Source organism: Cohnella sp., assembly GCF_041641335.1.
In the GTDB taxonomy this organism is placed as follows: domain Bacteria; phylum Bacillota; class Bacilli; order Paenibacillales; family Paenibacillaceae; genus Cohnella.
Genome location: NZ_JBEPYQ010000112.1, coordinates 1 through 21,719 on the forward strand (window position 1 = coordinate 1; position 21,719 = coordinate 21,719).

Genomic DNA, 21,719 nt, shown 5'->3' on the forward strand with positions numbered 1-21,719 from the left:
TTCCCTACACGACGCTCTTCCGATCTGAGACTCAGGATGACATCGTGTATAATCGCTACCTCTGCCGAGGATACGAAGACAAGTTTGGGATGACCCGAGAAGTCATGCGGGCCGAAATTGGCAATCACCTTGCTAAGGCTGTCGAAAGCATACTTAATCCAATTAAGGAGTGATCTTATGCCTGCAGTAGCTAAACCGGGGAAGTCGTACAAGGCGAAGAGGCCAACACGGGACGAGTTCGAACTGGAGGAGTTAGCGGACCAATTGACCGAGGCCAAGAACGAGGAGATCGAAGTCGCTCTGATTGTCTGGGGGATGGATGAGACAGTGTGCGGCACAATCATGGAGATGGACTCCAGGACGACGCTTGTCCACGTCTACCGGCATGGCGAGACGATCAAGGTTCCGTTCCTGGATATTATGAGAGTGAGCAATCCGATGTAGCTACTGCAATGGTAGATGTGTGGGCACTATAAAAAACAGCACTAGGCGGATATAGAGACGTGCCGATTTCGTGCCGAATTGGAACATAAACCTGTGATACTGAATGATGAATAAAAAGTCTTTTCCTATTATATATAAAGGAAAATGGGACCGCATGAAATGATGCAAAGGACGAAAATAATTAAGTTCGAAATGGAAGGCTCCATCGGTTAAGTTACTGCCGTCGGACCAATAGCAGAAAAGGGCGAAAATGGGATTTCCCATTTTCGCCCTTTTCTGTTCTTTTCACGATGCTGGAGAAACATCCTGAGTTAAGACATTTTGCCGACCATAAAACCGTCTATAAACCTCTCTGATTCCGGCTTCTTCACACCACAAACTCCACAAACTCGGGCTTTCGAAGCAGGCCGTCACGCGTCCACAGTTGGTGGCGCACGCGAGCCTGGATGGCGGGTTCGACGTAGACGAAGTCCCGGTCTTCATGTGTCGCCAGCGTGCCGCATACGCCGAGAAACGCGTTCCTGTGCGCGGAAGGGATGCCGTGCTCCAGCAAGCCGGCGATCTGGTCCCGATGCCGAACGAGCCAGCCGAACTGGTTTTTGCGATAGCCCGCGATTTGCACGACGGCGTAGTCGTAGTCGCGAATTTTGAGCCAGCTGTCGTCTCTGCGCCCGACGTAGGCGCTCGTTCGCCGCTTGGCTACGATTCCCCTTACTCCGTTTCTTCTTAACGCTTCGAACAAAGCGATTCCCGTATGCTCTACCTCTATTGCCGGGGAAATACAGCGATTGCCTTCCAGAACTTCTCCCAACAGCTTCTTCCGCTCGCTTAATGCGAGCATACGAACGTCTCTGCCCCGATAACGCAAAATATCGAATACGTTGTAGCGCACCGGATTGCGAACGGAAGCTTCCCGGATGCTCATCGGCTTCGTCAACCTGAACCTGTCTAACATCCCATCGGGATCCAGTCTCCCGGTCGCGGGATCGATGCAGTAAACCTCTCCGTCCAGCACGACGTCGGAATTATCCGTCACAGGTACCGGATGAAGCTCCGGATAACGGGAGGTAATGTCGTGACCGTGGCGGGTATACAGCCGTACGATTCCATTTTCCATGGATAGAAGCAAGCGATGGCCGTCAATCAACGGCTCGAATATGTAACGATCGTCGTCGAACGGATGCGAATACGCAACCGGCAGCATGGGGGGGAGGAACATAACGGGCACCCACCTTCGTCGCAAGATTCAAAACGAAAAAAAGGAGTCACTTGCCGCGACTCCCAAGGAGTAAAAAAGGTTATGAAGAAAAGCCGGACCGACAAGTTGCCAGCTCTTCTATCAATAATGATATACGAATCGTATAGATCGCGCATTAGGCGATCGGTGGCATGAGAAGTTCAAACTTCCATTCATGCATAGATCTTATGAGCGCGAAGCATAATACGTGGTAAATGATGGAGGTGAGAAAAACATGGCGAACAATCGCAGCAGCAACCAGCTCGCAACTCCGCAAGCGCGCGCCGCTCTGGACCAGTTGAAGTACGAGGTCGCGCAAGAGCTGGGCATCCAATTTTCCCGCGACGGTTATCACGGGGACATGCTGACGAAGGATACCGGCCGCATCGGTGGCAATATCACTCGTCGCTTGGTGCAAATTGCCGAGCAGCAGCTTGCCGGCCAAGCCGGACGTTTCTAGAAAGCACCTTTCACGATCCCGCTTGCTTACCGCCGGCGGGGTCGTTTTTTGTTGGTGGAAGCATAATCGCAAGACCGCTACGTCATCCTATGGAGGAATGAACTTCTTAAGGGGAAGGCGGCTCGAGGCGATGAAATTCGGCAATAAATCAACGATCTTGCTGGCGCTGCTGCTGGCGTCCGGCTGCGCGGGGGATCCTGGGGGCGCGATGAATCTCAAGCGGGATCAGGCGCCGGTGAAAATACAGAGCGGGCAGTCGGAAGCCGTGTTGGAGGAAGGGCGGCACATCGTTCCGGTTCGGACGATTCAAAATGCGAGCTACGTCTCGCTCGGAGCGATCGGCCAGGCGACGGGGTACACAGCGGAATGGTTGCCGGACGGCACATACGGAATGGGCGATCATGACCCGGTGTGGGTGTTCCGAGCCGGGGACAGCAACGTCTCGATTGCCGGCCGCCAATCCCGTATGCCCGCGCCTGCGCTGAAAGAAGGAAACGAGCTGTTCGTGCCGGTTACGGCCCTCCAGAACTTAATCGGAGACGTGACCGTGTTTCATATCCAGGAGAATGAGGTAGCTTTTTTTCCTAAGCCGTCGCCTAACGAATCGGGAATTACGGGGCAGAGCGCGGACTTCGCCCAAGAGCTGCCTTCGGGGCCGAAAATGTCGGTGGCCGCGGGCGAAGCCGCATCGCTGCTGGAATTCGCCAAAAAGTATCTGGGCGTCAAATACGTGTTCGGCACGGCGCCGTATACGGAATCCAAAACGTTCGACTGCTCGTCCTTCACGCAATACGTATTCGACCGCTTCGGCGTCGATCTGCCCCGGGTGGCGAGAGCGCAGGCCGAGCAAGGCACATTCGTGTCGCGGGACAATTTGAAGGCAGGGGACTTAATGTTCTTCTACGTGCCCGGGCGCTTCAAAAGCAACGAAACGGTCGGCCACGTGGGCATCTACATGGGGAACGGCAATATGATTCACGCGAGTCCGAAGCCGGAGGACGGAGTCCAGGTTACCCCTATCGACAAACCGTACTGGAAAGACACCTATTTGTACGCGAAACGTTATTCATCATAGTCGCTGCGACAAAAAAGAGGCGCTTGCATCCCCGTGACGAGGATCGCAAGCGCCTTTATTACATTTGCACGTGAAGGATGGAAATGTCTCTGACGACGGACAGGTCGAGGAAATCCTCGTCGGTCTTCACGAGAGGACGGAAGAAGTCCGTAGGATTCGTCATGACGATCGTTCCGAACTGTCCGTTCGACAGTTCGACCCGTTTGCCGATAAAGTTAGGAAGCATATGCCGGATAAACGTGTGCGTAAAATCAGGATCCAGTTCCTTGAAGCTGAGATCGTAAAGCTCGCGCAGTACGAACAGCAAATCCTTCTTCTCGCTGTATACCCGCGAAGAGATCATCGCGCTGTAGACGTCGGCGACCGCTACGATCCGGGCCATCGGATGAATCTGTTCGCCTGCCAGACCTTGCGGATAACCCGTACCGTCGATGCGTTCATGATGCTGAAGAGCGGCCAGGGCGACCGCCTCGTCGTTGAAGGAACGGGTCAAAATCTCGTATCCGTATTCGGGATGATTCTGAATTTCTTTATACTCTTCGTCGTTAAGCCGGGAAGGCTTGTTCAAGATTACCTCGGCGATTCGGCACTTGCCGACGTCGTGCAGGAAACCGGCTTTGCCCGCTCGTATCGTTTCTTCCTCGTTCCAGCCTACCCAGCGCGCGATGTAGTAGCTCAGCATGCCGACTTGAACGGAGTGCTGATACGTGTAGTCGTCTTGGGTGTTCAACATGAGCAGCAAAGAAACGACGTCGCGCTCCGTCCGGAAATTCTCGACGAGGGGCTGGAAGCTCTCCTTGACGTCGTCCTCGTAAATCCGTCCTTCTACAAGCGCTTTCTCGAACAGCTGCTCGGCACCGGCGACTGCGTCGTGGTATAGGGGGCGTAGCAGGGGATTGTATCCCGGCGCGGGGGCTTCGTTCCTCGGCTCCGCGGCGAATGAGGAACCGGCGGTGCCGGAACGCCTTTCGATGTCGACGTAATCGATCTGATGCTGGAAAATTCGTGAAATTTCTTTTTCGTTCAGCGACGTGCCTTTGGAGAGGACATGCAAGCCGTATGCATTAAAGACGTCCTCCGATAATCGATCTCCTGATCGTACATCCGTAATATGTACTCGCATCTCACACCTCGACAGGAACCTCGAATAATCGAGGAAATTCGCTAAATCCTTTGATATCTATGCTATCAAGTAAAGCGTTTTCTGGCAATAACTAGTTGAGATAAAATTTGGTAACTGCAAATTGAAAAATTTCGTCATTATAATGATTGAAATTTTCATTATGAATGCAATATAATAGCATTGTACAGGACGAATAGGAATGGGAGAGGATCTTAATGACGAGAGGCAAGCTGACGTTACCTGAGATCGGCGGACAGGCGGAAGCCTTGAAGGCCGCTTGGGAGCAATTGAAGAAACAGGAGAAATGGACGCAGTCGCATATCGGCAACGCGGCGTACGACGAGGTCGTGTTTATCGGTTCAGGTTCTTCCTATTATCAAGCGCAGGTGATGGCTTCCACCTTTAAGCTGTGGCTGGGACGGAGCGCGAGCGCGCTGCCTTCATCGGACATCTTTCTGTTCCGCGACCAATCCGTCGCCCGCAGCCGGAAGGTGCTGCTCGTCGGCGTATCCCGTTCGGGAGAGTCGTCCGAGGTCATTCTGGCGCTGGATTCGGTGAAGGATTTGCCGAACTGGACGACTTGCGGCATTACGTGCTACGAGGACAGCCGGCTCGGCCGGATGACGGAATGTCTCGTATCGCCTCTGGGCAAGGAACAAAGCACGGTCATGACCAAATCGTTCAGCAGCATGACGTATATGATGCAAGCCGCGATCGCGCTCGCTGCGGGCGGGGCGCAGCCGTCGGAGATGGAAGCGGTGCTGGATTTGCAAGGGGATGTCGTCGAGCGGGGACGCGAGTTTGCCGAACAGCTGGTCGAAGCGAACGACTTCAACAAATACATTTACTTGGGGATGGGGGCGTATTTCGGTCTGGCGCAGGAAGTGTGCCTCAAGCTGAAGGAAATGTCCTACGTCTGGACCGAAAGCTATGGAACGCTGGAATTCCGCCACGGGCCGAAGTCGGTCGTCGAGCCGGGAACGCTCGTCTGTCTGCTCGTCTCGGAGCAAGCCCGTTCCTATGAACTGAAAGTCGCGGAAGAAATGAAAGCCTACGGCGCATTCGTGCTGCTCGTGACAACCTCCAAAGGCGACGATACGGGCTTTGCCGACGCGGTGTTCGAGCTTGGCGGCGGCTCGTTGTCCGACGAGGCGCGCGCGGTGCTCTACCTGCCGCTGCTTCAGTATCTCGGATTCTATACGGCGATGAAGCGGGGCGTCGATCCCGACCATCCGAGAAACTTGACGCAAGTCGTCAAAATTTGATCCGACAAAGGAGCCGGCCCATGACGCGTAACAAATCCGAGAGGCAAGAGCAAGTGCTCGCCTATCTCGAAAGATACGGCAGCATTACTCTTCAAGAGATGACCGACAATTTCGATTGCTCGGAAGCGACGGCCAGGCGCGACCTCGACGATCTCGAGAAGGCGGGCAAGGTGATCCGGACGATGGGCGGCGGAGCGAAGTACGCGGCGAGCGGGTTAATTCGCGAAGTGCCTTTCCGCGAGAAGCAGCATGCTTCGTACCGGGAGAAGGAAGCGATCGCCAATCTGGCCGCTTCCCTTGTCGAAGAGGGCGACGTCATCGGCCTCACGGGGGGAACGACGACGTTCCTGATCGCGAAGGCGCTGAAGAAGCGGCGCAACATTACCGTCGTCACCAATGCGGTCAACATCGCGATGGAGCTTGCCGATTGCGAGGATCTGCAGATCGTGCTGACCGGCGGCGTGCTTCGCAATCGCAGCTTCGAGCTGTGCGGACCGCTGGCGGAACAGACGGTGAAGGCGCTGAACATCCATAAGATGTTCATGGGCGTCGACGGCGTAACGGGGCAGGGAGTCAGCACTTACTCCGAGCTGGAGGCGAACATTGCCAACCTGCTGATGCAGCGGTCGAAGCTGACGATTGCCGTGTTCGATCATACGAAAGTCGGCAAATCTTCGCTCTTTCATGTGGCTGGGCTGCAGGAGCTTCACGCTTGCATCACCGATAAGAGACCTGCCGAGAGCTCGGAAGACGGAGCCGCGCTTGCGGGCGTTAAGGTGTATGCGGCGGAGGACGAATCGGATTCCGGAAGAGAGGGAGATCGGACATGAACGTCACGATCGGCGTGGACGTAGGCGGTACGAATATCGTATGCGGAGCGACGGACGAAGCGGGCAAGGTGCTGCGCAAGCTCAAGCGTCCGACGGAGGCGCATGCCGGCCATGAAGCCGTGCTCGGAAGGATCGCGGAGATGGTCGCGCAGATTCGCGAGGAGCTGGGAGCCGGCATTCGGGTTACGAGCGTCGGAGTGGGAATTCCCGGGCTCGTAGACCCTCGGGCGGGGGTGTCGAAGTTTGCCGGGAATTTGAAGTGGCGCGATATTCCGGTTGCCGATCTGCTCGGAGATCGGATCGGCCTGCCGGTGTTCATCGACAACGACGTCCGGATGTACATTTACGGAGAAGCGGTCGCGGGAGCCGGACGGGGCTATGAACACGTGCTGGGCATTACGATCGGCACCGGCATTGCCGCGGCTATCGTGAACGGCGGCGAGCTGTACTACGGGCATAAAGCGCTGGCCGGAGAAATCGGCCACGTCCGCATGGACGGAGTGGAAGAAGAGTGCGCTTGCGGGCTTAGCGGCTGTCTAGAGACGGTTGCTTCGGCGTCCGGCTTGGTTCGACAGGCGAAGAAGGCGCTGCGCGAAGGCCGGGCAAGCTTGCTGAACAAGTGGTTTCCCGGAGAAGCGCTGGAGCGGCTTACCGCGGCGGATCTATCCAAGGCGATGGATGCTGGGGATGCGCTTGCCGCGGACATCATCGTTCGCGCCGGCAAGCTGAACGGCCGCGCTCTGGCCGCTGCGGCGTCGGTACTCAGCCCGGACGTAATCGTGGTTGGCGGAGGCGGAGCCTTGGCCGGCGAACGGTTAATGGCGCCTCTTCGAGAGGAACTGTACCGGCTGCTGCTGCCGGATTTCCGCGAGGGGCTGAAGGTCGTGACGGCGGAGCACAACGACGATGCGGGCATTATCGGCAGCTCGCTGTATGCCGCTCATCGGAACGGAGATTGACGGAAGACGGAACGGAATCGATTTATAGACTCATAGACTCATAGACTCATAGACTCACAGACTTGACCAAAATCGGAGGAACTCACCATGGCACTTGTATCGTCGACGCCGCTGCTGCAAGCGGCAAAGGAAGGCGGATATTGCATCGGGGCGTTTAACGTCCATACGTTGGAAATGCTGCAGGCGGTCGTCGAAGCGGCGGAGGAGACAAGATCCCCGCTCATTATCCAGTCGACCGTAGGAACGGTAAAGCATCTGGGACCCGACTACATCGCGGCGGCGGCCACGGTGGCGGCTAACCGCAGCTCCGTTCCGATCGCGCTTCATCTCGACCACTGCTCCGACTTCGGCACCATCATGCAATGTATCCGGGCGGGATACACGTCGGTTATGATCGACGCCTCCCACGACCCGTTCGAGAAAAACGTCGAACAAACCCGCAAAGTCGTCGAAGCGGCTTCCGCGGTAGGCGTTAACGTCGAGGCCGAGCTAGGCCGGGTCGGCGGCGTCGAGGACGACATCGTCGTCGACGAGCGCGACGCGCTGCTGGCCGATCCGGACGAATGCGCCAAGTTCGTCGAACTGACGGGCGTGCATACGCTTGCTCCGGCAATCGGCACGGCGCACGGTATCTACAAGGGCGATCCTAACATCGACTTCGACCGCATCGGACGCATCGCCGCCAAAGTGTCCGTTCCTCTCGTGCTCCACGGAGGCTCCGGTATCCCCGAGGATCAGGTGAAGCGGGCGGTCTCGCTCGGCATGTCCAAGATGAACGTCGCGACCGAGCTGCGCATCGTGTTTTCCGACGCGATCAAGGAAGTGTTCGCGAGAAATCCCGAAGAGAACGATCCGCGGAAATACATGGTGCCGGCGAAGCAGGCGCTGAAGGCGGCTGCGATCGAGAAGATGCGCCTGTGCGGCTCGATCGGCAAGGCGTAAGCGAAGCGGGGGCATAGCGGTGACGAACGCGAAAGCGAATGCTCGAACGATGATAACGACCGTCACGTTAAACGCGGCGATCGACAAGACGTATTACGTGCCGTCCTTCGACAAAGGCAAAGTGTCGCGCGCGGGCAAAGTCGTGTCCACGGCGGGGGGCAAAGGGCTGAACGTGGCCCGGGTGCTGCAGCAGCTCGGCCATGGCGAAGTGGCGGCGACCGGCTTTGCGGGCGGCTATAACGGGCAGTTCATTACGAGCCGGGTGAAGGAAGCCGGTATCCGTTCGGAATTCATCGACATCTCTGGAGAGTCGCGACTGTGCCTGAATTTCATCGACGGCCGTGACGGCTCGTCCACGGAAGTACTGGAGCCGGGGCCGGAGGTCGGCGTGGAGGAGATCAAGCGCTTCAAGATCAAGCTGCGAGGGCTGAGCGAGGAATCGGCGCTCGTGGTTTTCTCCGGCAGCTTGCCGAGAGGGGCCGATCCGGGGCTGTATGCCGATCTGATCGCCCTGTCTCGCAGCGCGGGAGCGGACGTCTTCCTCGATTCGAGCGGGGAGACGCTCGTGCGCGGAGTGTCGGCTTTGCCGACGTTCATCAAGCCGAACGAGGACGAGATCGTGTCGCTGCTCCCGGATGCGGGAGGCTCCGATCTGCGCGAAGGCATCCGCAAGCTGATGGCGCAAGGCATTCCGGTCGCGGCGGCGACGCTGGGAGCGGAAGGGGCCGTCGCCGGAGCGGGCGGGCGCATCTACCGCGTCCGCATTCCGAAGCTCGAACCGGTCAACACGGTCGGCAGCGGCGATTCGTTCGTCGCCGGGTACGCATACGGCCACGTCAGAGGCTGGCCGGTCGAGGAATGCCTGCGGTACGCCGCGGCTGCGGGCAGCGCCAACGCGCTCTCCGAGACGACGGGAGACGTCAGCCCGGCCGAGCACGCCAGGCTGCTTCGGGAAATCTCGGTCGAGGAATGGACGGACTAAAAAACGCGGCAGCGCTGGATGGCGCCGCCGCGGCTTGTCATGATTTATTCGCCCAGAAGCTCGGCGTACACGCGCCGGGCAGTCTGGGCTTCTTCCGTTCCGATAACAAGCGCGCGCCCGTCGTCGAACAACACGAACGTGAGGCCGCCCTGCAATTGCAGTCTCAGCGAAAAGGGAGTCAATTCGGTGCGGCCCGCTCTGGCTAGGCGAGGCTCCAGAGCTTCCAGGTCGAGCGTCATCGGCCTGCCGGGCATGACCTGCACGGTGCTTCGTCCGCATAGCGAGACGGTCATCGCTTCGTCTCCGGCGTCTCCGTCAAGCGCTTCGAACCGGCGCTGCCCGCATACCGGGCAGTCCGGATTGCGCGCTCCTCCGACGGAGAGTGACTGCCACTGGCTATGCCACAGATCGATCTGCAGCAGCGAGCCGTGCAAGGCATCTTCGCGGCCGGCCAGCAGCTTGAGCGCTTCCATCGCCTGCACGGAGGCGATCGTATCCACGATCGGGGCAAGCACGCCGGCCGTCTCGCACGTGTCCAGCGAGCCTCCCGGAGGCGTTGAAGGAAACAGGCAGCGAAGGCAGGGCGTCGTTCCCGGAACGACGGTCAGCGACATGCCGGACGCGCCGACCGCTCCTCCGTACACCCACGGAATGCCGTTCTTGACGCCATATTCGTTGATCAAATACCGCGTCCCGAAGTTATCCGTGCCGTCCAGCACGATGTCCGCGCCTTCCAGCAAACGCTCGGCGTTAAAGGCGTTCAAATCCGCGACGCGAGGCGTGATCGAGATGCCGCCGTTCACGGCGGAGAGCCTTGCCGCGGCCGCGACCGCTTTCGGCGTTCCGGCGGCGGCGTCCGCCTCGTCGAACAGCATCTGGCGCTGCAGATTGGTGCGGTCGACGATGTCGCGGTCGATCAGCGTCAGGCTGCCGACGCCGGCGCGAGCCAGATGGTTGGCGATCGCGCAGCCGAGCGCGCCGACGCCGACGATCGCGGCCCGGGAGCGAAGCAGCCGCCGCTGGCCCTCCGCTCCAATCCCGGAGAAGCGGGCTTGCCGAGCATAGCGGGCGTCCAATCCGGCGTCCGTCATCGTTCCGTTCCCTCCGGCTCTCCCGGTGCGGCCAGCGGGTTCCAAGGCCCGAGCTGGTGCCCTTTCCATTCGGTGCCGTCCTCGTAGATTTCCTTTTTCCAGATGGGCACGACCTGCTTCAGCCGTTCGATCGCATACCGGCTCGCCTCGTAGGCGTCGGCCCGGTGCGCCGAAGAGACGGCGATGACGACGCTGATCTCGCCGATGCCGACCGTCCCGATCCGGTGGGCGATCGCGGTAAGCGTGCCCGGCCAGCGGAAGGATATCTCGTCTCCGATCGAAGTCAGCGAAGCGACGGCCATCGGTTCGTAAGCCTCGTATTCGAGCGTGACCGTCCGTTTGCCCGCGGTCCATTCGCGCGTCGTCCCGACGAAGGCGATGGCGGCTCCGTGATCCGGGTGGTAGACGGCGGCCAGCGTCCGTTCGACGTCGAGCGGACGGTCTGCGACGCTATATCTCGGCAAACCGGAATCGGCAACGTCGGCGTTATCGTCCTCGATCAAGCCTCCGGAGACCGGGGGCAGCAGCGCGAGCTCGTCGCTTCTTTTCACCACGGCGGAATCATGGGCGTAGGCCTGGTTGCACGCGAGAAAACAGACGGACAGCAGCTCCCCGTGCTCCGGGTAAAGCTCGGCTAGACGCAGCTTGACTTGGCCGGCGGTCAGCGCCTCTTCCTCCCAGTCCGTCTGCAGCGAGCGCGCGCCTAATCTTTCCGCCAGACCGGCGAATAATTGGATATTCCATGCAGGGTACATCGTCGATTTCTCCTTCTTGCGGGCAATAACATTCGTTCCCCAAGCATACCATATCCCATGTGAAAATGTTATGCTAGAGGGACACACAAAGGATTGGCGGAGGGAGAGATCGGCAGTGACGGAATTGATAGACAGATTCGGGAGGAAGCACACTTATTTACGAATATCCGTGACCGACCGTTGCAACCTGCGCTGCCTGTATTGCATGCCGGAAGAGGGCATGAAGTTCATGGAACAAGACCGTCTGCTGTCCTATTCGCAGATCGTCGAGGTAGCCGCGGCAGCCGTCAGGCTCGGCATGCGCAAATTCAGAATTACGGGAGGCGAGCCTCTCGTCCGTCCGGGCTTGGAACAACTGATCGCCGGCATCGCGGCCCTGCCCGGGGTCGACGACATTTCCTTGACGACGAACGGGCTGCTGCTCAAGCAGCAAGCGTTCAAGCTTAAGGAAGCCGGCCTTAAGCGGGTCAACATCAGCCTGGATACGATGGATGACGTTCGTTTCAAATTCATCGCCCGCCGCGGGGAGCTGAAGCGGGTCTGGGAAGGCATCGAAGCGGCGGTGGAGGCCGGACTCGGGCCGATCAAGCTGAACTGCGTGCTGCTGAAAGGCGTCAACGAAGACGAGATCGGGCGGTTTCTGAAGCTGTCCATGGAGAGACCGATCCACGTCCGCTTCATCGAATATATGCCTATCGGACACGACGACGCCGGATGGCGCAGCCACTATCTTCCGCTGTCGGCGGTTCTTGAAGAAGCCCGTCGGCTTGGCTACGTTCTTCAGCAAGAGGAAGGACCGCAGGGCAGCGGACCGTCGGAAAACTGGCGGATCGCCGGGGGAGTCGGATCGTTCGGACTGATCCACCCGATCAGCGAGCATTTCTGCAAAAGCTGCAACCGACTGCGGCTGACCGCAGACGGCCATATCAAGCCTTGCCTGTACTGGATGGACGAATTGAGCGTCAGACCCGCGCTCGGCTCCCTCGAGGCGATGGAGAGGCTGTTCCTGAAGGCGATGGACGTCAAGCCGGAAAATCACGAGATGGCCGCCGTGCTGGCCGGCACTCCGCTGAGCCACGAGCCGACGGAGCGCCGGATGTCGCAAATCGGCGGTTAGGAGAGCGTCCGATGACTAGGAATGTAACGCTGACCTTGCTGCATACGAATGATTTGCACAGCCATTTCGAAGAGACCTCCCGGATTGCCGGATACATCGAGGAGGTTCGCGGACGCACCGATCCGAACGCGCTGATCGTCCTCGACAGCGGAGATTTCCTGGATCGCGCGCGCATGGAGACGGAAGGAACGATGGCCGCCGTCAACCGGACCGTCATGGAGCGGATCGGTTACGACGCGGTTATGCTTGGCAACAACGAAGGACTCAGCTACACGCCGGACGAACTGGAGCGCATCTTCGGCGGCATGTCCGTCCCGTTCGTATGCGCGAACATGACGCTGATCGCGACGGGGAGCCCGCCGGCGTGGATGATCCCTTCCCTGATGCTGGAGAGATCGGGACTGCGCATCGGCCTGATCGGGGTGACGGTCCCGTTCAACGAGTATTACGAACTGCTCGGCTGGGATGCGGGGGATCCGACCGCCGTGCTGAGAGCCGAAGTCGCCAAGCTAAGGCCGGAAGCCGACGTCATCATCCTGCTCTCCCATCTCGGCTTGCGCAGCGACGAGAGAATCGCCGCCGCCGTTCCGGGCGTCGATCTTATTCTCGGGGGCCACACCCATCACTTGCTGGAAGTGCCGCTGATCGAAGGGGATACCGCGATATGCGCCGCGGGCAAGTTCGGCGCGTACGTCGGTCATCTGCAGCTCGAGTTCGGCGCGGACCGCAAGCTGGTCAAGGTGTCCGGAGGCAGCATACCGACCGGGGAGATGGCTCCGAGCGAGGACGTCGAGCGACTGATCTCCGTGTATCGCGAGCAGGCCAAGCTCAGGATGGGACGCAAAATCGCAAGCCTCAGCGAGCCGCTCGAATGGCGCCACGACCGCGAATCGCCGCTTCCGACGCTGCTGTCCGCGGCGATCCGGGCGATGACGGGCGCGGACATCGCACTCGTGAATGCCGGCCAACTGCTGGAAGGCCTGCCTGCGGGCGACGTTACCGAAGAGACGATTCACGCCATCTGCCCGTCTCCGATCAATCCTTGCATGATGCGTCTGCCCGGAAGTCTTATTCTGAAGACGCTGGAAGAGAGTCTGCTGCCCGAATTTCAGGATCTGGAAATTCGCGGCTTCGGTTTCCGGGGAAAGGTGCTCGGCACGTTATGTATGGACGGCCTGGAGGTTGCGGCGGATATGTCCCGCCCTCCGTACCAGCGCGTCAAGGAGGCCGCGATAGGCGGAGCGAGCCTGGACGTACATAGGGAGTACACCGTAGGAACGCTGGACATGTTCACCTTCGGAGTCGGATACATCGGATTGAAGGAAGGCCGGGAGATTCGCTACTACTTGCCGGAGTTCATTCGCGACGTCCTGACCCGTTCGCTTAACGACGACGGAATGATCGCTCGTTCCAAGGAGCCGAGATGGAGGTATTCCGACGCGCCCTGACGGCTCCCGGCGCGCCCTTGGCTTTGCAATTCGCAAGGAACCTTAGTTTGGGGGAGTGAAAACGGAGATGCTGCATTGGTTCGATTCCATCATTCTGGGCATTGTGGAAGGCTTGACGGAGTTTCTGCCGGTATCCTCGACCGGTCACATGATTCTGACGAACAAGCTTCTCGGATACGAGGAAGCCCCCGAACAGCTTAAGACATTCGAGATCGTCATTCAATTCGCGGCGATTCTGGCTATCGCGCTCGTCTACCGGGACAGAATCCTGCAGATATTCGGCCTGGGCAAGGCGCAGTCGGTTCGCGGGCTGTCGGTGGATGCCTTTCCGAAGCGCAGGCTGAACCTGATCCACGTCGCCCTCGGCATCGTCCCGCCGCTCGGCGTGGCGTATCTGTTCCGGGATACGATCAAGGAAATCGGATTTCACGCCGCTCCCGTCCTGTGGGCGCTCGTCGTCGGCGGGATCTACATGTGGGTGACCGAAGCGCTGTACGATTCGGGTAAAATCAAGAGAACGGCGGAGACGATGGACGACATTTCGTACAAGCAGGCTCTGTTGATCGGCGTGCTCCAATGCGTGTCTGCCGTATGGCCGGGATTCTCCCGGTCCGGATCGACGATCGCAGCCGGCATGCTCGGCGGGGTCAGCTATCGGGCTTCGGCGGACTTCAGCTTCTTCATCGCCATTCCGATCATGACGGCGGCGACCGGATACGAGCTGCTCAGCAACATCGACAACTTCCGTTCCGGCGGCATCGACGTCGGGTTTCTGCTTACCGGCTTTATCGTATCGTTTCTCGTGGCCTGGGTCGTCGTTGTCGCCTTTCTGAAGGCGCTCCAGAAGTTCAAATTAAAGTATTTTGCTTGGTACCGTTTTGCGTTGGCCGCTTTGTTTTATTTGTTCGTCATGCGGTAACGGCCTAGAGCAGGCGGGTAGAATAATGTCGAATCATGAAGAATAAACAAATTTCTCATCGAAAGGCTATTCAATAAACGAAATCGAATTCCGATGTAATCATAAGGGAAGTTTTACCTGTTGGCCTGATTTCGTCCCCGAAGGAGGAAGATTACGAAATGCGCATGATGCCGATTTCTCTATGTCGGCCGGGAATGAGACTGGCGAAGCGAATCTATTCCGATGACGGCATCGTGCTGCTGGCCGAAGGCGTCGAGCTCACTTCTAAACTAATCCGGCGATTGGGAGAATGCGGGATCAGTTTTGTGTACATTCAAGATTCCCGGACGGACGACTTGTCCGTTCCCGAACTGCTCAGCGACGAGACGCAGAGGCGAACGCTGCAGACGATACGCTCGGTGTTTCAGGACTTCGGCAATGCTTCCGGGAGAAGCAAATCGGGCACTTACCCCTACGTCGGACGCAAGATGAAAGAAGTGATGCAGATGATCATGGACGATTTAAGCGGCAATAAGGACGCGATGATCATGCTGATGAATCTGCATACGGTCGATCACTATCTGTACATGCATTCGATGAACGTATGCGTGTATACGACTTTGCTCGGCATGGCGAGCGGCTACAGTCACGACGAGCTCGTGACGCTCGGGATCGGCGCGCTGCTCCACGACGTGGGCAAAACCCAAATCTCGATGCAGGTGCTGCTCAAGCCGGGAGCTCTGTCGGCCTACGAGTTCGACGAAATGAAGCGGCATACGGAGCGAGGGTTTTACTTGCTCAAGGACGAGCCGAACATTCCGATTCTGGCCGCTCACTGTGCCTATCAGCATCATGAGAGGCTGAACGGATCAGGCTACCCGAGAGGAATCAAGGGCGACGAAATCCACGACTATGCCAGATGGATCGGAATCGTCGATTCCTACGACGCGATGACGAGCCACCGGGTTTATCGCGACGCGATGCTTCCGCATCAGGCGGTCGAAGTATTGTATTCGGGAAGCGGGACGCTGTACGACGTGTCTAAGCTGCAGCTGTTCCGGGACAAGGTGGCCATCTACCCGATCGGACTCTCGGTCAAGCTGAACACGGGACAGAGCGCGGTCGTCTGCGATATTAATTCGACGTGCGCCCATCGTCCGATTATTCGAGTGCTGACGGACGAGGAAGGCATCGAGCTGAAGACGCCGTTCGATATGGATCTGTCCAAGCATCTGAACGTCCTGATCTCCAAAATCGAGATAAACGCGGAAGAAATGAACACGATGCCCGCATAAACCGATACAAGGCTGCCCCGAACGCGGACGAACCCGCGCGCAGGGCGGCTTGTTTTGTCCTTCCCGCCCTGACGGGTTTGTTTTTATCGGCTCCGACCATTACAATAAAAATAACGCAAAGAACGACAGGAGCATGAACGATGCAGCAAGCTTTATCCCGGCCGGCGAAGGCGGCGCCATTCGCCGCGCCTTCCGACTGGCCCGTATTATCTCCCGCTTACGACCCTTGGGACCCGATCCGCTCCCTGCAGCGATACGGAAGACACGAGCTGACGAGCGTGGAGCTGACGGTTACCCATCTGTGCAATATGAGGTGCGAGCATTGCGCCGTAGGGGACAGCCTAACGATGTCGGAGGCGCCGCATCTGCCGCTCGATCTTCTGTTCCGCAGGCTGGATGAAGTGCGGCACCTGGAGACGATCAGCATGACCGGGGGAGAACCGACGTTTCGCCTGGAGACGGTCAAGAACGTGCTGCTGCCCGTATTGAAGTACGCCCGCGAACGCGGTATCCGCACGCAGCTCAACTCCAACGTGACGATGGATTTCGAAAGGTACGAGCTGATCGCGTCTGATTTGGACGTCATGCACATCTCTTTTAATTATACGCAAGCGGAAGACTTCCACCGGGTCGGCTTCGCCCGTACCGGACGCAACGTTCGGCCGGAGGCGACGTCTAAGCTGTACGAGAGAATGATCGACAACGCGAGACGGCTCTCCGAAGGCGGATTGCTCGTATCCGCGGAATCGATGATCAACTACCGCACTCACGAGAGCATCGCGGACATTCACCGGCTCATCGTCGAGATGGGCTGTTGGCGCCACGAGGTGCATCCGATGTATCCGAGCTCCTTCGCTTCCTCCTTGCCGGCCATTTCCCGGCAGCAGATGCTGGAGGCGGTGCGCACGCTGCTCGACGTTCGCCATCCCGACGTATGGATGCTGTTCGGCACGCTTCCCTTTTTCGCCTGCAGCGAGAACGAAGAGGAGCGCGGCATCGTCGCAAGGTTGAGAGAGGAAACGAACGTGACCGTGCGCAACGACCCGGACGGCCGCAACCGCGTGAACGTTAATCTGTTCAGCGGCGACGTCTACGTGACCGACTTCGCTTCGGTGCCGCCGTTCGGCAACATCCGCAGCGAGAAGCTGGACGACGTGTTCGCCAAGTGGCGGGAACATCCGATGCAGCAAGCGATTAATTGCCATTGTCCCGCGGCGGGATGCTGCGGCCCGAACCTGCTCGTTCAGGACATGTACTACCGGGATGTCGACTTTACGACAAGGCGCGCAATCCCTTAACGATAAAGTCGCAACGATTCGGTCGGAGATCATGAGGAGGAGTACGTTCACTTGGAACTCGAATGGGATTTGATTTTCTGGAACGTCGTTCTCGTATTGTTCTTAGTTTTCCTTAACGGATTTTTCGTCGCTTCCGAATTCGCTCTAGTCAAGGTCCGGCAAAGCCGGCTGACGCAGCTCAGCAAGGAAGGCAACGTACGCGCGAAATACGCCCTGAAGGTCAACCAGCGGCTGGACGCCTATCTGTCGGCGACTCAATTGGGCATTACGTTGGCCTCGCTCGGCTTGGGCTGGGTCGGGGAGCCGGCGATCGCCGATCTGATCATCGCGCCGCTGCTCCACGAGTTCGGCGTAACGGACGAAACATTAATCCATACGATCGCGTTCGCGGTCGCATTCTGCATCATTACGTTTTTGCACATCGTCCTCGGGGAGCTCGCCCCCAAGTCGCTGGCGATTCAGCGTTCCGTAGGCGTATCGCTCTGGTTGAGCTGGCCGCTGCTCATGTTTTACCGGCTGTTCCTTCCGTTCATCTGGCTGCTGAACGGCGCGGCGAACCGGCTGCTGAAGCTGGTCGGCGTCGAGCCGGCCAGCGAGCACGACGCTGCCCATACCGAAGAGGAAATCCGCATCCTGATGGATGAGAGCGCCAAGAGCGGCATCATCGACAAAGACGAGATGACGCTGTTCGACAACGTCTTCGAATTCGCGGACCGGGTCGCGCGCGAGGTCATGCTTCCAAGAACGGACATGGACTGCCTGTTCACGAACGTGTCTTACGCGGACAACATGAAGGTGGTTTACTCGACGAAGCATACCCGTTATCCGGTCGGGGTCGAGGATAAGGACCAGATCGTAGGCTTCGTGCACATTACCGATGTGCTCACCGCCGATCCGGACGAGGAGCACAATCTCAAAGAGTTTCTGCGGCCGATCCTGAGCGTGCCGGAATCGATGGAAATCAGCAAGGTGCTGAAGCTGATGCAGCGCCGCAAATCCCAAGTTGCCATCGTCATCGACGAATACGGCGGAACCGCGGGCATGCTGACCGCCGAGACGATCTTGGAGGAGCTTGTCGGAGAGCTTCAGGACGAGTTCGACGACGAGCTGCCGAACGTCGTGGTCAAGGGGGAATTAACTTCCGTGGACGGGCGTATGTTGATAGAAGACGTGAACGATCTGCTCGGACTCGAGATCGAAGACGACGAAGTGGATTCGATCGGCGGCTGGCTGTTCAACCATCTGGAAGGCACCATTTCCAAAGGACAGAAGATCATCCACGAAGGCTACGTGTTCGAGATTGCCCAGACGGAACGGCTTCGCGTGCAGCGGGTACATATCTACAAAAACAAAATAGCGCTGGTGGACGCGCCGGATAAACCGTCGCGATCGAACCAAGACAGTCAGTAACGGCGGGGAAGCCCGGGAAGAGGGGAAAGGCCGTGCCGATTCGAATCATTGTGCTGATGGTTTCATCGCTCCTATTTTTGTATTTGCTGTTCACAGTGGGGGCCCCGTTCCTGCTTGCACTCGTCGTGGCCATCTTTCTTGAGCCGCTTACGCTTCTGTTCATGAACAAGGCGAGGATGAATCGGCTGGCCGCCACGACCATCTCGAGCACGCTGTTCACCGTCGTCCTGCTGGGCTTGCTGGGTTTGCTGGGGATGAAGCTGGTCAGCGAGCTCCGGGCGTTCCTGGACAAAATGCCGAGCATGCTGGAGAATGCCAATACCTACATACGAAGCTTGATCGAGAAGGCTCAGACGTATTCGAACAACGGAGCCGCGCCGCTGCCGGATCAGCTGGAAGACTGGGTGTCCAACATCACGGCCGCTCTCAGCCAGCTGTCCACGAAGCTGTCCGGAGTTCTGTTCAGCTTCGCGTCGGGCATCCCGGATTTCTTCATTTTCTTCATCGTGTTCCTGGTCGCGGTCTATTTATTCTCGCTGAGCTTGCCGACGATGAGAAGCTCGTTCCTGTCCCTGTTCGAAGAGAAATCGAAGCTTCAGGTTGAGGAAGTGCTGGCCAGCCTGCGCAGATCGGTGTTCGGCTTCCTGCGCGCGCAGCTGCTGCTCAGCGTCATTACCTACATTCTGTCGTTCACCGGTCTGCTCATTATCGGAACGGGCTATCCGCTTGCGATCGCGCTCGTCATCGTCATCGTGGACATTCTTCCCGTGCTCGGCGTAGGTTCGGCCCTCGTGCCGTGGGCGGCGTTCCAGATCGCCACCGGAGAAATGTATACCGGAATCGGCCTGATTTTGCTGTTCCTCGTCATTACGGTGGTGCGCCGGATCGTCGAGCCGAAAATTCTCGGAGACGCGGTCGGGATCGGCGCGTTGTCGGCCTTGATCAGCCTGTATGTCGGCTACGAGCTCGTCGGCATCGTCGGCGTGTTCCTCGGCCCGATCGTCGTGATCGTGTTCATGGCGATGCGCAAGGCGGGGCTGTTCGACTTTAAAATCAAATTTCAGTAACAGGGCGGCGCTGGGGCTGTTCCATATGTAGGGACGTGCCAGATTATCGATGAAAAAAGAAGGGCATCTATCTCCTGGAGATTGCCTCATACGGTCCTGAAATCACATTGCAACGGGTTTACCCATTCAGATTTCAGGATCGTATAGCATCGGAAGGAGATAGATGCCCATTACCATACATCCATCGATAATCGTTCGGTACGGTTCTTTTTACTTATGGGCCAGCCCCTTATAATCAATAGATTTTTTTCTGTTCGCGATCCGCCTTCAAAATTTCGACCGCCTCCCTGAATCTAAGCGAGTGCACGATTTCCCGTTCCCGCAAAAACTTCAACGAATCCTGAATGTCGACGTCGTCCGTATAATCGATCAACCACTGATAGGTCGCCCGCGCCTTCTCCTCCGCGGCGATATCCTCGTACAGGTCGGCGATGGGATCGCCTTTGGCGCCTATGTAGGCGGCGGTCCACGGCACTCCCGCGGCGTTGTTGTAGAACATCGCTCCGTCGTGATTAACGAAATGCGGGCCTAAACCGGCCGCTTCGAGCTGCTCCGGAGTAGCGTCTTTGGTCAGCTTGTAGATCATCGTGGCGATCATCTCGAGGTGCGCGAATTCCTCGGTGCCTATATCCGTCAGCAAACCGATGACTTTGTCCGGAATCGTATACCGTTGATTCAAGTACCGCAGCGCCGCGGACAGCTCGCCGTCGGCTCCGCCGTACTGCTCGACCAGGTAACGCGCCATTCGGGGATCGCACTTGCTGACCCTGACGGGATATTGCAGTTTTTTTTCATAAATCCACATGCTTCAGTCTCCTCCTCCCTATACTTGCCACGGCCACGGGGTGTCGTTCCACTGCCAAGGGAACCGGCTGTAGCTGAGACCGAATTGCAGAAGCGGACCGTATTTCATCTCGAAATCATGCGCGATCTGGCGCCGTCTCTGGGAGAGCTGGTTAAACTGCTGAACGGCCTGCATGTCGTTGGGGTGAGTGTCCAAATACAGAGTCAGTTCGACTAACGCGAAATCCGTCTTTTGAAGCTCCAGCAGCTCCCGGCGGTAGGCATCGTCGCCTCTGACGCTCGGCTCAGGCGCTTTATCCTCTCCGTCCCGGTAGTCTCGCGCATTGCGGTCGTTTCGGACGTATCTGTCGTTCCAGTCGTCCCGGTCCCTGCGTTCGTCGCGGTCGAACCGTTCAGGCATTGCCTTTCCCTCCCTTCGTCGTGCGGCGCGGCGAATAATCGCTGTAGAGAGCGGGCCACAGGGTGCCTCGCCGCAACGCCTCGTCTAGCGGAAACTGGGGCAAATTCATAGGCTGAAATGAAATATATTGGTTGGGCGGAACGACATACCACTTTACTCGAATAGGCGGACAGGGGTCGTTCGCTCCGACATAAGGCTTCCAACTTCGCCATTGGGAATCGTTCATCCGGCGGTACCTCCTTCGTTGTTCGTCGATCGCAGCGCGACAGCCGAAAATATCCGCTAATATCCTATGCCCAAAGTCTCGTACTTCTGACGCGATTTCGAATCTTTTTTCGCAGGGCTCGTCTTCTGACGACAATCCATCGCAAATACAAAAAAGGAGTAACTTTCCATTCGTAATTGCGTATTACTTAGTGTACGGCCACTAAGAAGGACCGGAAGGAGGTGCAAGGCATCTTGGAAACGTTCATGATCGTGCTGTTCGGAATAGGCGTCGGATATGCGGTGTTGTCGGCTTTCGTCGGAGACTTGTTCAGCTTGGACGTTCATACGGGGGAGCTTCCCTTTCTGTCGCCGACCGTTATCGCGACTTTCCTGACCGTGTTCGGAGGAGTCGGATACATGCTGCTTCATAACACGGACTGGTCGGCGCTGCCGGTAGCCGGTTTGTCGCTCTTGATCGCGCTCGGCGTTTCCTCGGTCGTGCTGTTTCTGGTCGTAATCCCCTTGCAGGCGGCGCAAAAAGGGAGCGCAAGGTCCGCGAAGCAGATGATCGGATCGCTTGCGGAAGTCGCCACGTCCATCGAAGGCTCGAGG

24 protein-coding genes are annotated in these 21,719 nt (G+C 58.0%); 17 read left to right on the top strand and 7 right to left on the bottom strand.

Annotation, left to right across the window (positions count from 1 at the left end):
• On the top strand, window positions 1-173 hold a 173-nt coding region (locus tag ACESLM_RS30410; RefSeq protein WP_483862609.1), incomplete at its 5' end, for a YhjD family protein.
• Between the two features lie 4 nt (window positions 174-177).
• A complete protein-coding gene (locus ACESLM_RS26605; RefSeq protein ID WP_372636633.1) occupies window positions 178-444 on the top strand; it encodes a YolD-like family protein in 267 nt (88 codons plus the stop codon).
• 367 nt (window positions 445-811) lie between these two features.
• Here ACESLM_RS26605 and ACESLM_RS26610 read toward each other — a convergent pair whose 3' ends face one another.
• The gene (locus ACESLM_RS26610; RefSeq protein WP_372636636.1) at window positions 812-1,663 is read right to left on the bottom strand and encodes an ATP-dependent DNA ligase; all 852 of its coding nucleotides are present in this window, start codon (window positions 1,661-1,663) and stop codon (window positions 812-814) included.
• Window positions 1,664-1,916: 253 nt separating this feature from the next.
• Between ACESLM_RS26610 and ACESLM_RS26615 the strand changes: the two genes are divergently transcribed.
• Window positions 1,917-2,141, top strand: coding sequence for an alpha/beta-type small acid-soluble spore protein (locus tag ACESLM_RS26615; RefSeq protein ID WP_094047809.1), 225 nt, complete (start codon window positions 1,917-1,919; stop codon window positions 2,139-2,141).
• Between the two features lie 130 nt (window positions 2,142-2,271).
• Entirely contained in the window at window positions 2,272-3,216 is a 945-nt protein-coding gene (locus tag ACESLM_RS26620; RefSeq protein WP_372636638.1) for a C40 family peptidase, read from the top strand.
• Between the two features lie 58 nt (window positions 3,217-3,274).
• On the opposite strand, the gene ACESLM_RS26625 is transcribed toward ACESLM_RS26620, so the two are convergent.
• On the bottom strand, window positions 3,275-4,339 hold the full coding sequence (locus tag ACESLM_RS26625; protein ID WP_372636641.1) for an HD-GYP domain-containing protein: 1,065 nt from the start codon (window positions 4,337-4,339) through the stop codon (window positions 3,275-3,277).
• A 215-nt stretch (window positions 4,340-4,554) separates the two neighbouring features.
• On the opposite strand from ACESLM_RS26625, the gene ACESLM_RS26630 reads away from it, so the two are divergent.
• The 5 genes from ACESLM_RS26630 (at window position 4,555) to ACESLM_RS26650 (ending at window position 9,317) form a co-directional block, all read left to right on the top strand.
• On the top strand, window positions 4,555-5,604 hold the full coding sequence (locus ACESLM_RS26630; protein ID WP_372636643.1) for an SIS domain-containing protein: 1,050 nt from the start codon (window positions 4,555-4,557) through the stop codon (window positions 5,602-5,604).
• A 20-nt stretch (window positions 5,605-5,624) separates the two neighbouring features.
• The gene (locus ACESLM_RS26635) at window positions 5,625-6,434 is read left to right on the top strand and encodes a DeoR/GlpR family DNA-binding transcription regulator (protein ID WP_372636646.1); all 810 of its coding nucleotides are present in this window, start codon (window positions 5,625-5,627) and stop codon (window positions 6,432-6,434) included.
• Window positions 6,431-7,393 carry an ROK family protein gene (locus tag ACESLM_RS26640; RefSeq protein WP_372636648.1) on the top strand — a complete coding sequence of 321 codons (963 nt, stop codon included), beginning with the start codon at window positions 6,431-6,433 and terminating at the stop codon, window positions 7,391-7,393. Before ACESLM_RS26635 ends, ACESLM_RS26640 begins: the two co-directional genes overlap by 4 nt.
• A gap of 87 nt (window positions 7,394-7,480) precedes the next feature.
• Window positions 7,481-8,335 (top strand): class II fructose-1,6-bisphosphate aldolase, encoded by an 855-nt coding sequence (gene fba / locus ACESLM_RS26645; RefSeq protein ID WP_094047815.1) that lies wholly within the window; start codon window positions 7,481-7,483, stop codon window positions 8,333-8,335.
• 19 nt (window positions 8,336-8,354) lie between these two features.
• A complete protein-coding gene (locus tag ACESLM_RS26650; protein ID WP_372636650.1) occupies window positions 8,355-9,317 on the top strand; it encodes a 1-phosphofructokinase family hexose kinase in 963 nt (320 codons plus the stop codon).
• Between the two features lie 44 nt (window positions 9,318-9,361).
• Here ACESLM_RS26650 and ACESLM_RS26655 read toward each other — a convergent pair whose 3' ends face one another.
• Complete coding sequence (locus ACESLM_RS26655; protein WP_372636653.1) at window positions 9,362-10,408, bottom strand: ThiF family adenylyltransferase; 1,047 nt, start codon at window positions 10,406-10,408, stop codon at window positions 9,362-9,364.
• Entirely contained in the window at window positions 10,405-11,163 is a 759-nt protein-coding gene (locus ACESLM_RS26660) for a molybdenum cofactor biosynthesis protein (protein ID WP_372636657.1), read from the bottom strand. Before ACESLM_RS26660 ends, ACESLM_RS26655 begins: the two co-directional genes overlap by 4 nt.
• Before the next feature lie 115 nt (window positions 11,164-11,278).
• Between ACESLM_RS26660 and moaA the strand changes: the two genes are divergently transcribed.
• From moaA to ytvI, 7 genes are all read left to right on the top strand, one after another.
• Window positions 11,279-12,280, top strand: a complete 1,002-nt coding sequence (gene moaA / locus ACESLM_RS26665) for a GTP 3',8-cyclase MoaA (RefSeq protein ID WP_372636660.1) — start codon at window positions 11,279-11,281, stop codon at window positions 12,278-12,280.
• A gap of 11 nt (window positions 12,281-12,291) precedes the next feature.
• Window positions 12,292-13,728, top strand: a complete 1,437-nt coding sequence (locus tag ACESLM_RS26670) for a bifunctional metallophosphatase/5'-nucleotidase (protein ID WP_372636663.1) — start codon at window positions 12,292-12,294, stop codon at window positions 13,726-13,728.
• Window positions 13,729-13,795: 67 nt separating this feature from the next.
• Window positions 13,796-14,647 carry an undecaprenyl-diphosphate phosphatase gene (locus tag ACESLM_RS26675; protein ID WP_372636666.1) on the top strand — a complete coding sequence of 284 codons (852 nt, stop codon included), beginning with the start codon at window positions 13,796-13,798 and terminating at the stop codon, window positions 14,645-14,647.
• 158 nt (window positions 14,648-14,805) lie between these two features.
• The gene (locus ACESLM_RS26680) at window positions 14,806-15,921 is read left to right on the top strand and encodes an HD-GYP domain-containing protein (RefSeq protein WP_372636669.1); all 1,116 of its coding nucleotides are present in this window, start codon (window positions 14,806-14,808) and stop codon (window positions 15,919-15,921) included.
• 140 nt (window positions 15,922-16,061) lie between these two features.
• On the top strand, window positions 16,062-17,219 hold the full coding sequence (yfkAB, locus tag ACESLM_RS26685; RefSeq protein ID WP_372636672.1) for a radical SAM/CxCxxxxC motif protein YfkAB: 1,158 nt from the start codon (window positions 16,062-16,064) through the stop codon (window positions 17,217-17,219).
• Between the two features lie 51 nt (window positions 17,220-17,270).
• A complete protein-coding gene (locus ACESLM_RS26690; RefSeq protein WP_372636675.1) occupies window positions 17,271-18,629 on the top strand; it encodes a hemolysin family protein in 1,359 nt (452 codons plus the stop codon).
• 32 nt (window positions 18,630-18,661) lie between these two features.
• Window positions 18,662-19,696, top strand: coding sequence for a sporulation integral membrane protein YtvI (gene ytvI, locus ACESLM_RS26695; RefSeq protein WP_372636677.1), 1,035 nt, complete (start codon window positions 18,662-18,664; stop codon window positions 19,694-19,696).
• A 235-nt stretch (window positions 19,697-19,931) separates the two neighbouring features.
• On the opposite strand, the gene ACESLM_RS26700 is transcribed toward ytvI, so the two are convergent.
• The 3 genes from ACESLM_RS26700 to ACESLM_RS26710 form a co-directional block, all read right to left on the bottom strand.
• Window positions 19,932-20,501 (bottom strand): manganese catalase family protein, encoded by a 570-nt coding sequence (locus tag ACESLM_RS26700; protein ID WP_372636680.1) that lies wholly within the window; start codon window positions 20,499-20,501, stop codon window positions 19,932-19,934.
• An 18-nt stretch (window positions 20,502-20,519) separates the two neighbouring features.
• Window positions 20,520-20,747, bottom strand: a complete 228-nt coding sequence (locus ACESLM_RS26705) for a spore coat protein CotJB (protein ID WP_372636688.1) — start codon at window positions 20,745-20,747, stop codon at window positions 20,520-20,522.
• Window positions 20,748-20,892: 145 nt separating this feature from the next.
• Window positions 20,893-21,126 (bottom strand): spore coat associated protein CotJA, encoded by a 234-nt coding sequence (locus ACESLM_RS26710; protein ID WP_372636683.1) that lies wholly within the window; start codon window positions 21,124-21,126, stop codon window positions 20,893-20,895.
• Between the two features lie 233 nt (window positions 21,127-21,359).
• On the opposite strand from ACESLM_RS26710, the gene ACESLM_RS26715 reads away from it, so the two are divergent.
• A partial coding sequence (locus ACESLM_RS26715; protein WP_372636685.1) for an NfeD family membrane protein occupies window positions 21,360-21,719 on the top strand: 360 nt, incomplete at its 3' end.

Bases quoted from the DNA above. Each gene is read 5' to 3' on its own strand.
- ACESLM_RS26605 (WP_372636633.1), top strand. From the start codon at position 178: ATGCCTGCAGTAGCTAAACCGGGGAAGTCGTACAAGGCGAAGAGGCCA.
- ACESLM_RS26610 (WP_372636636.1), bottom strand. From the start codon at position 1,663: ATGTTCCTCCCCCCCATGCTGCCGGTTGCGTATTCGCATCCGTTCGAC.
- ACESLM_RS26615 (WP_094047809.1), top strand. From the start codon at position 1,917: ATGGCGAACAATCGCAGCAGCAACCAGCTCGCAACTCCGCAAGCGCGC.
- ACESLM_RS26620 (WP_372636638.1), top strand. From the start codon at position 2,272: ATGAAATTCGGCAATAAATCAACGATCTTGCTGGCGCTGCTGCTGGCG.
- ACESLM_RS26625 (WP_372636641.1), bottom strand. From the start codon at position 4,339: ATGCGAGTACATATTACGGATGTACGATCAGGAGATCGATTATCGGAG.
- ACESLM_RS26630 (WP_372636643.1), top strand. From the start codon at position 4,555: ATGACGAGAGGCAAGCTGACGTTACCTGAGATCGGCGGACAGGCGGAA.
- ACESLM_RS26635 (WP_372636646.1), top strand. From the start codon at position 5,625: ATGACGCGTAACAAATCCGAGAGGCAAGAGCAAGTGCTCGCCTATCTC.
- ACESLM_RS26640 (WP_372636648.1), top strand. From the start codon at position 6,431: ATGAACGTCACGATCGGCGTGGACGTAGGCGGTACGAATATCGTATGC.
- fba (WP_094047815.1), top strand. From the start codon at position 7,481: ATGGCACTTGTATCGTCGACGCCGCTGCTGCAAGCGGCAAAGGAAGGC.
- ACESLM_RS26655 (WP_372636653.1), bottom strand. From the start codon at position 10,408: ATGACGGACGCCGGATTGGACGCCCGCTATGCTCGGCAAGCCCGCTTC.
- ACESLM_RS26660 (WP_372636657.1), bottom strand. From the start codon at position 11,163: ATGTACCCTGCATGGAATATCCAATTATTCGCCGGTCTGGCGGAAAGA.
- ACESLM_RS26670 (WP_372636663.1), top strand. From the start codon at position 12,292: ATGACTAGGAATGTAACGCTGACCTTGCTGCATACGAATGATTTGCAC.
- ACESLM_RS26675 (WP_372636666.1), top strand. From the start codon at position 13,796: ATGCTGCATTGGTTCGATTCCATCATTCTGGGCATTGTGGAAGGCTTG.
- ACESLM_RS26680 (WP_372636669.1), top strand. From the start codon at position 14,806: ATGCGCATGATGCCGATTTCTCTATGTCGGCCGGGAATGAGACTGGCG.
- yfkAB (WP_372636672.1), top strand. From the start codon at position 16,062: ATGCAGCAAGCTTTATCCCGGCCGGCGAAGGCGGCGCCATTCGCCGCG.
- ACESLM_RS26700 (WP_372636680.1), bottom strand. From the start codon at position 20,501: ATGTGGATTTATGAAAAAAAACTGCAATATCCCGTCAGGGTCAGCAAG.
- ACESLM_RS26710 (WP_372636683.1), bottom strand. From the start codon at position 21,126: ATGAACGATTCCCAATGGCGAAGTTGGAAGCCTTATGTCGGAGCGAAC.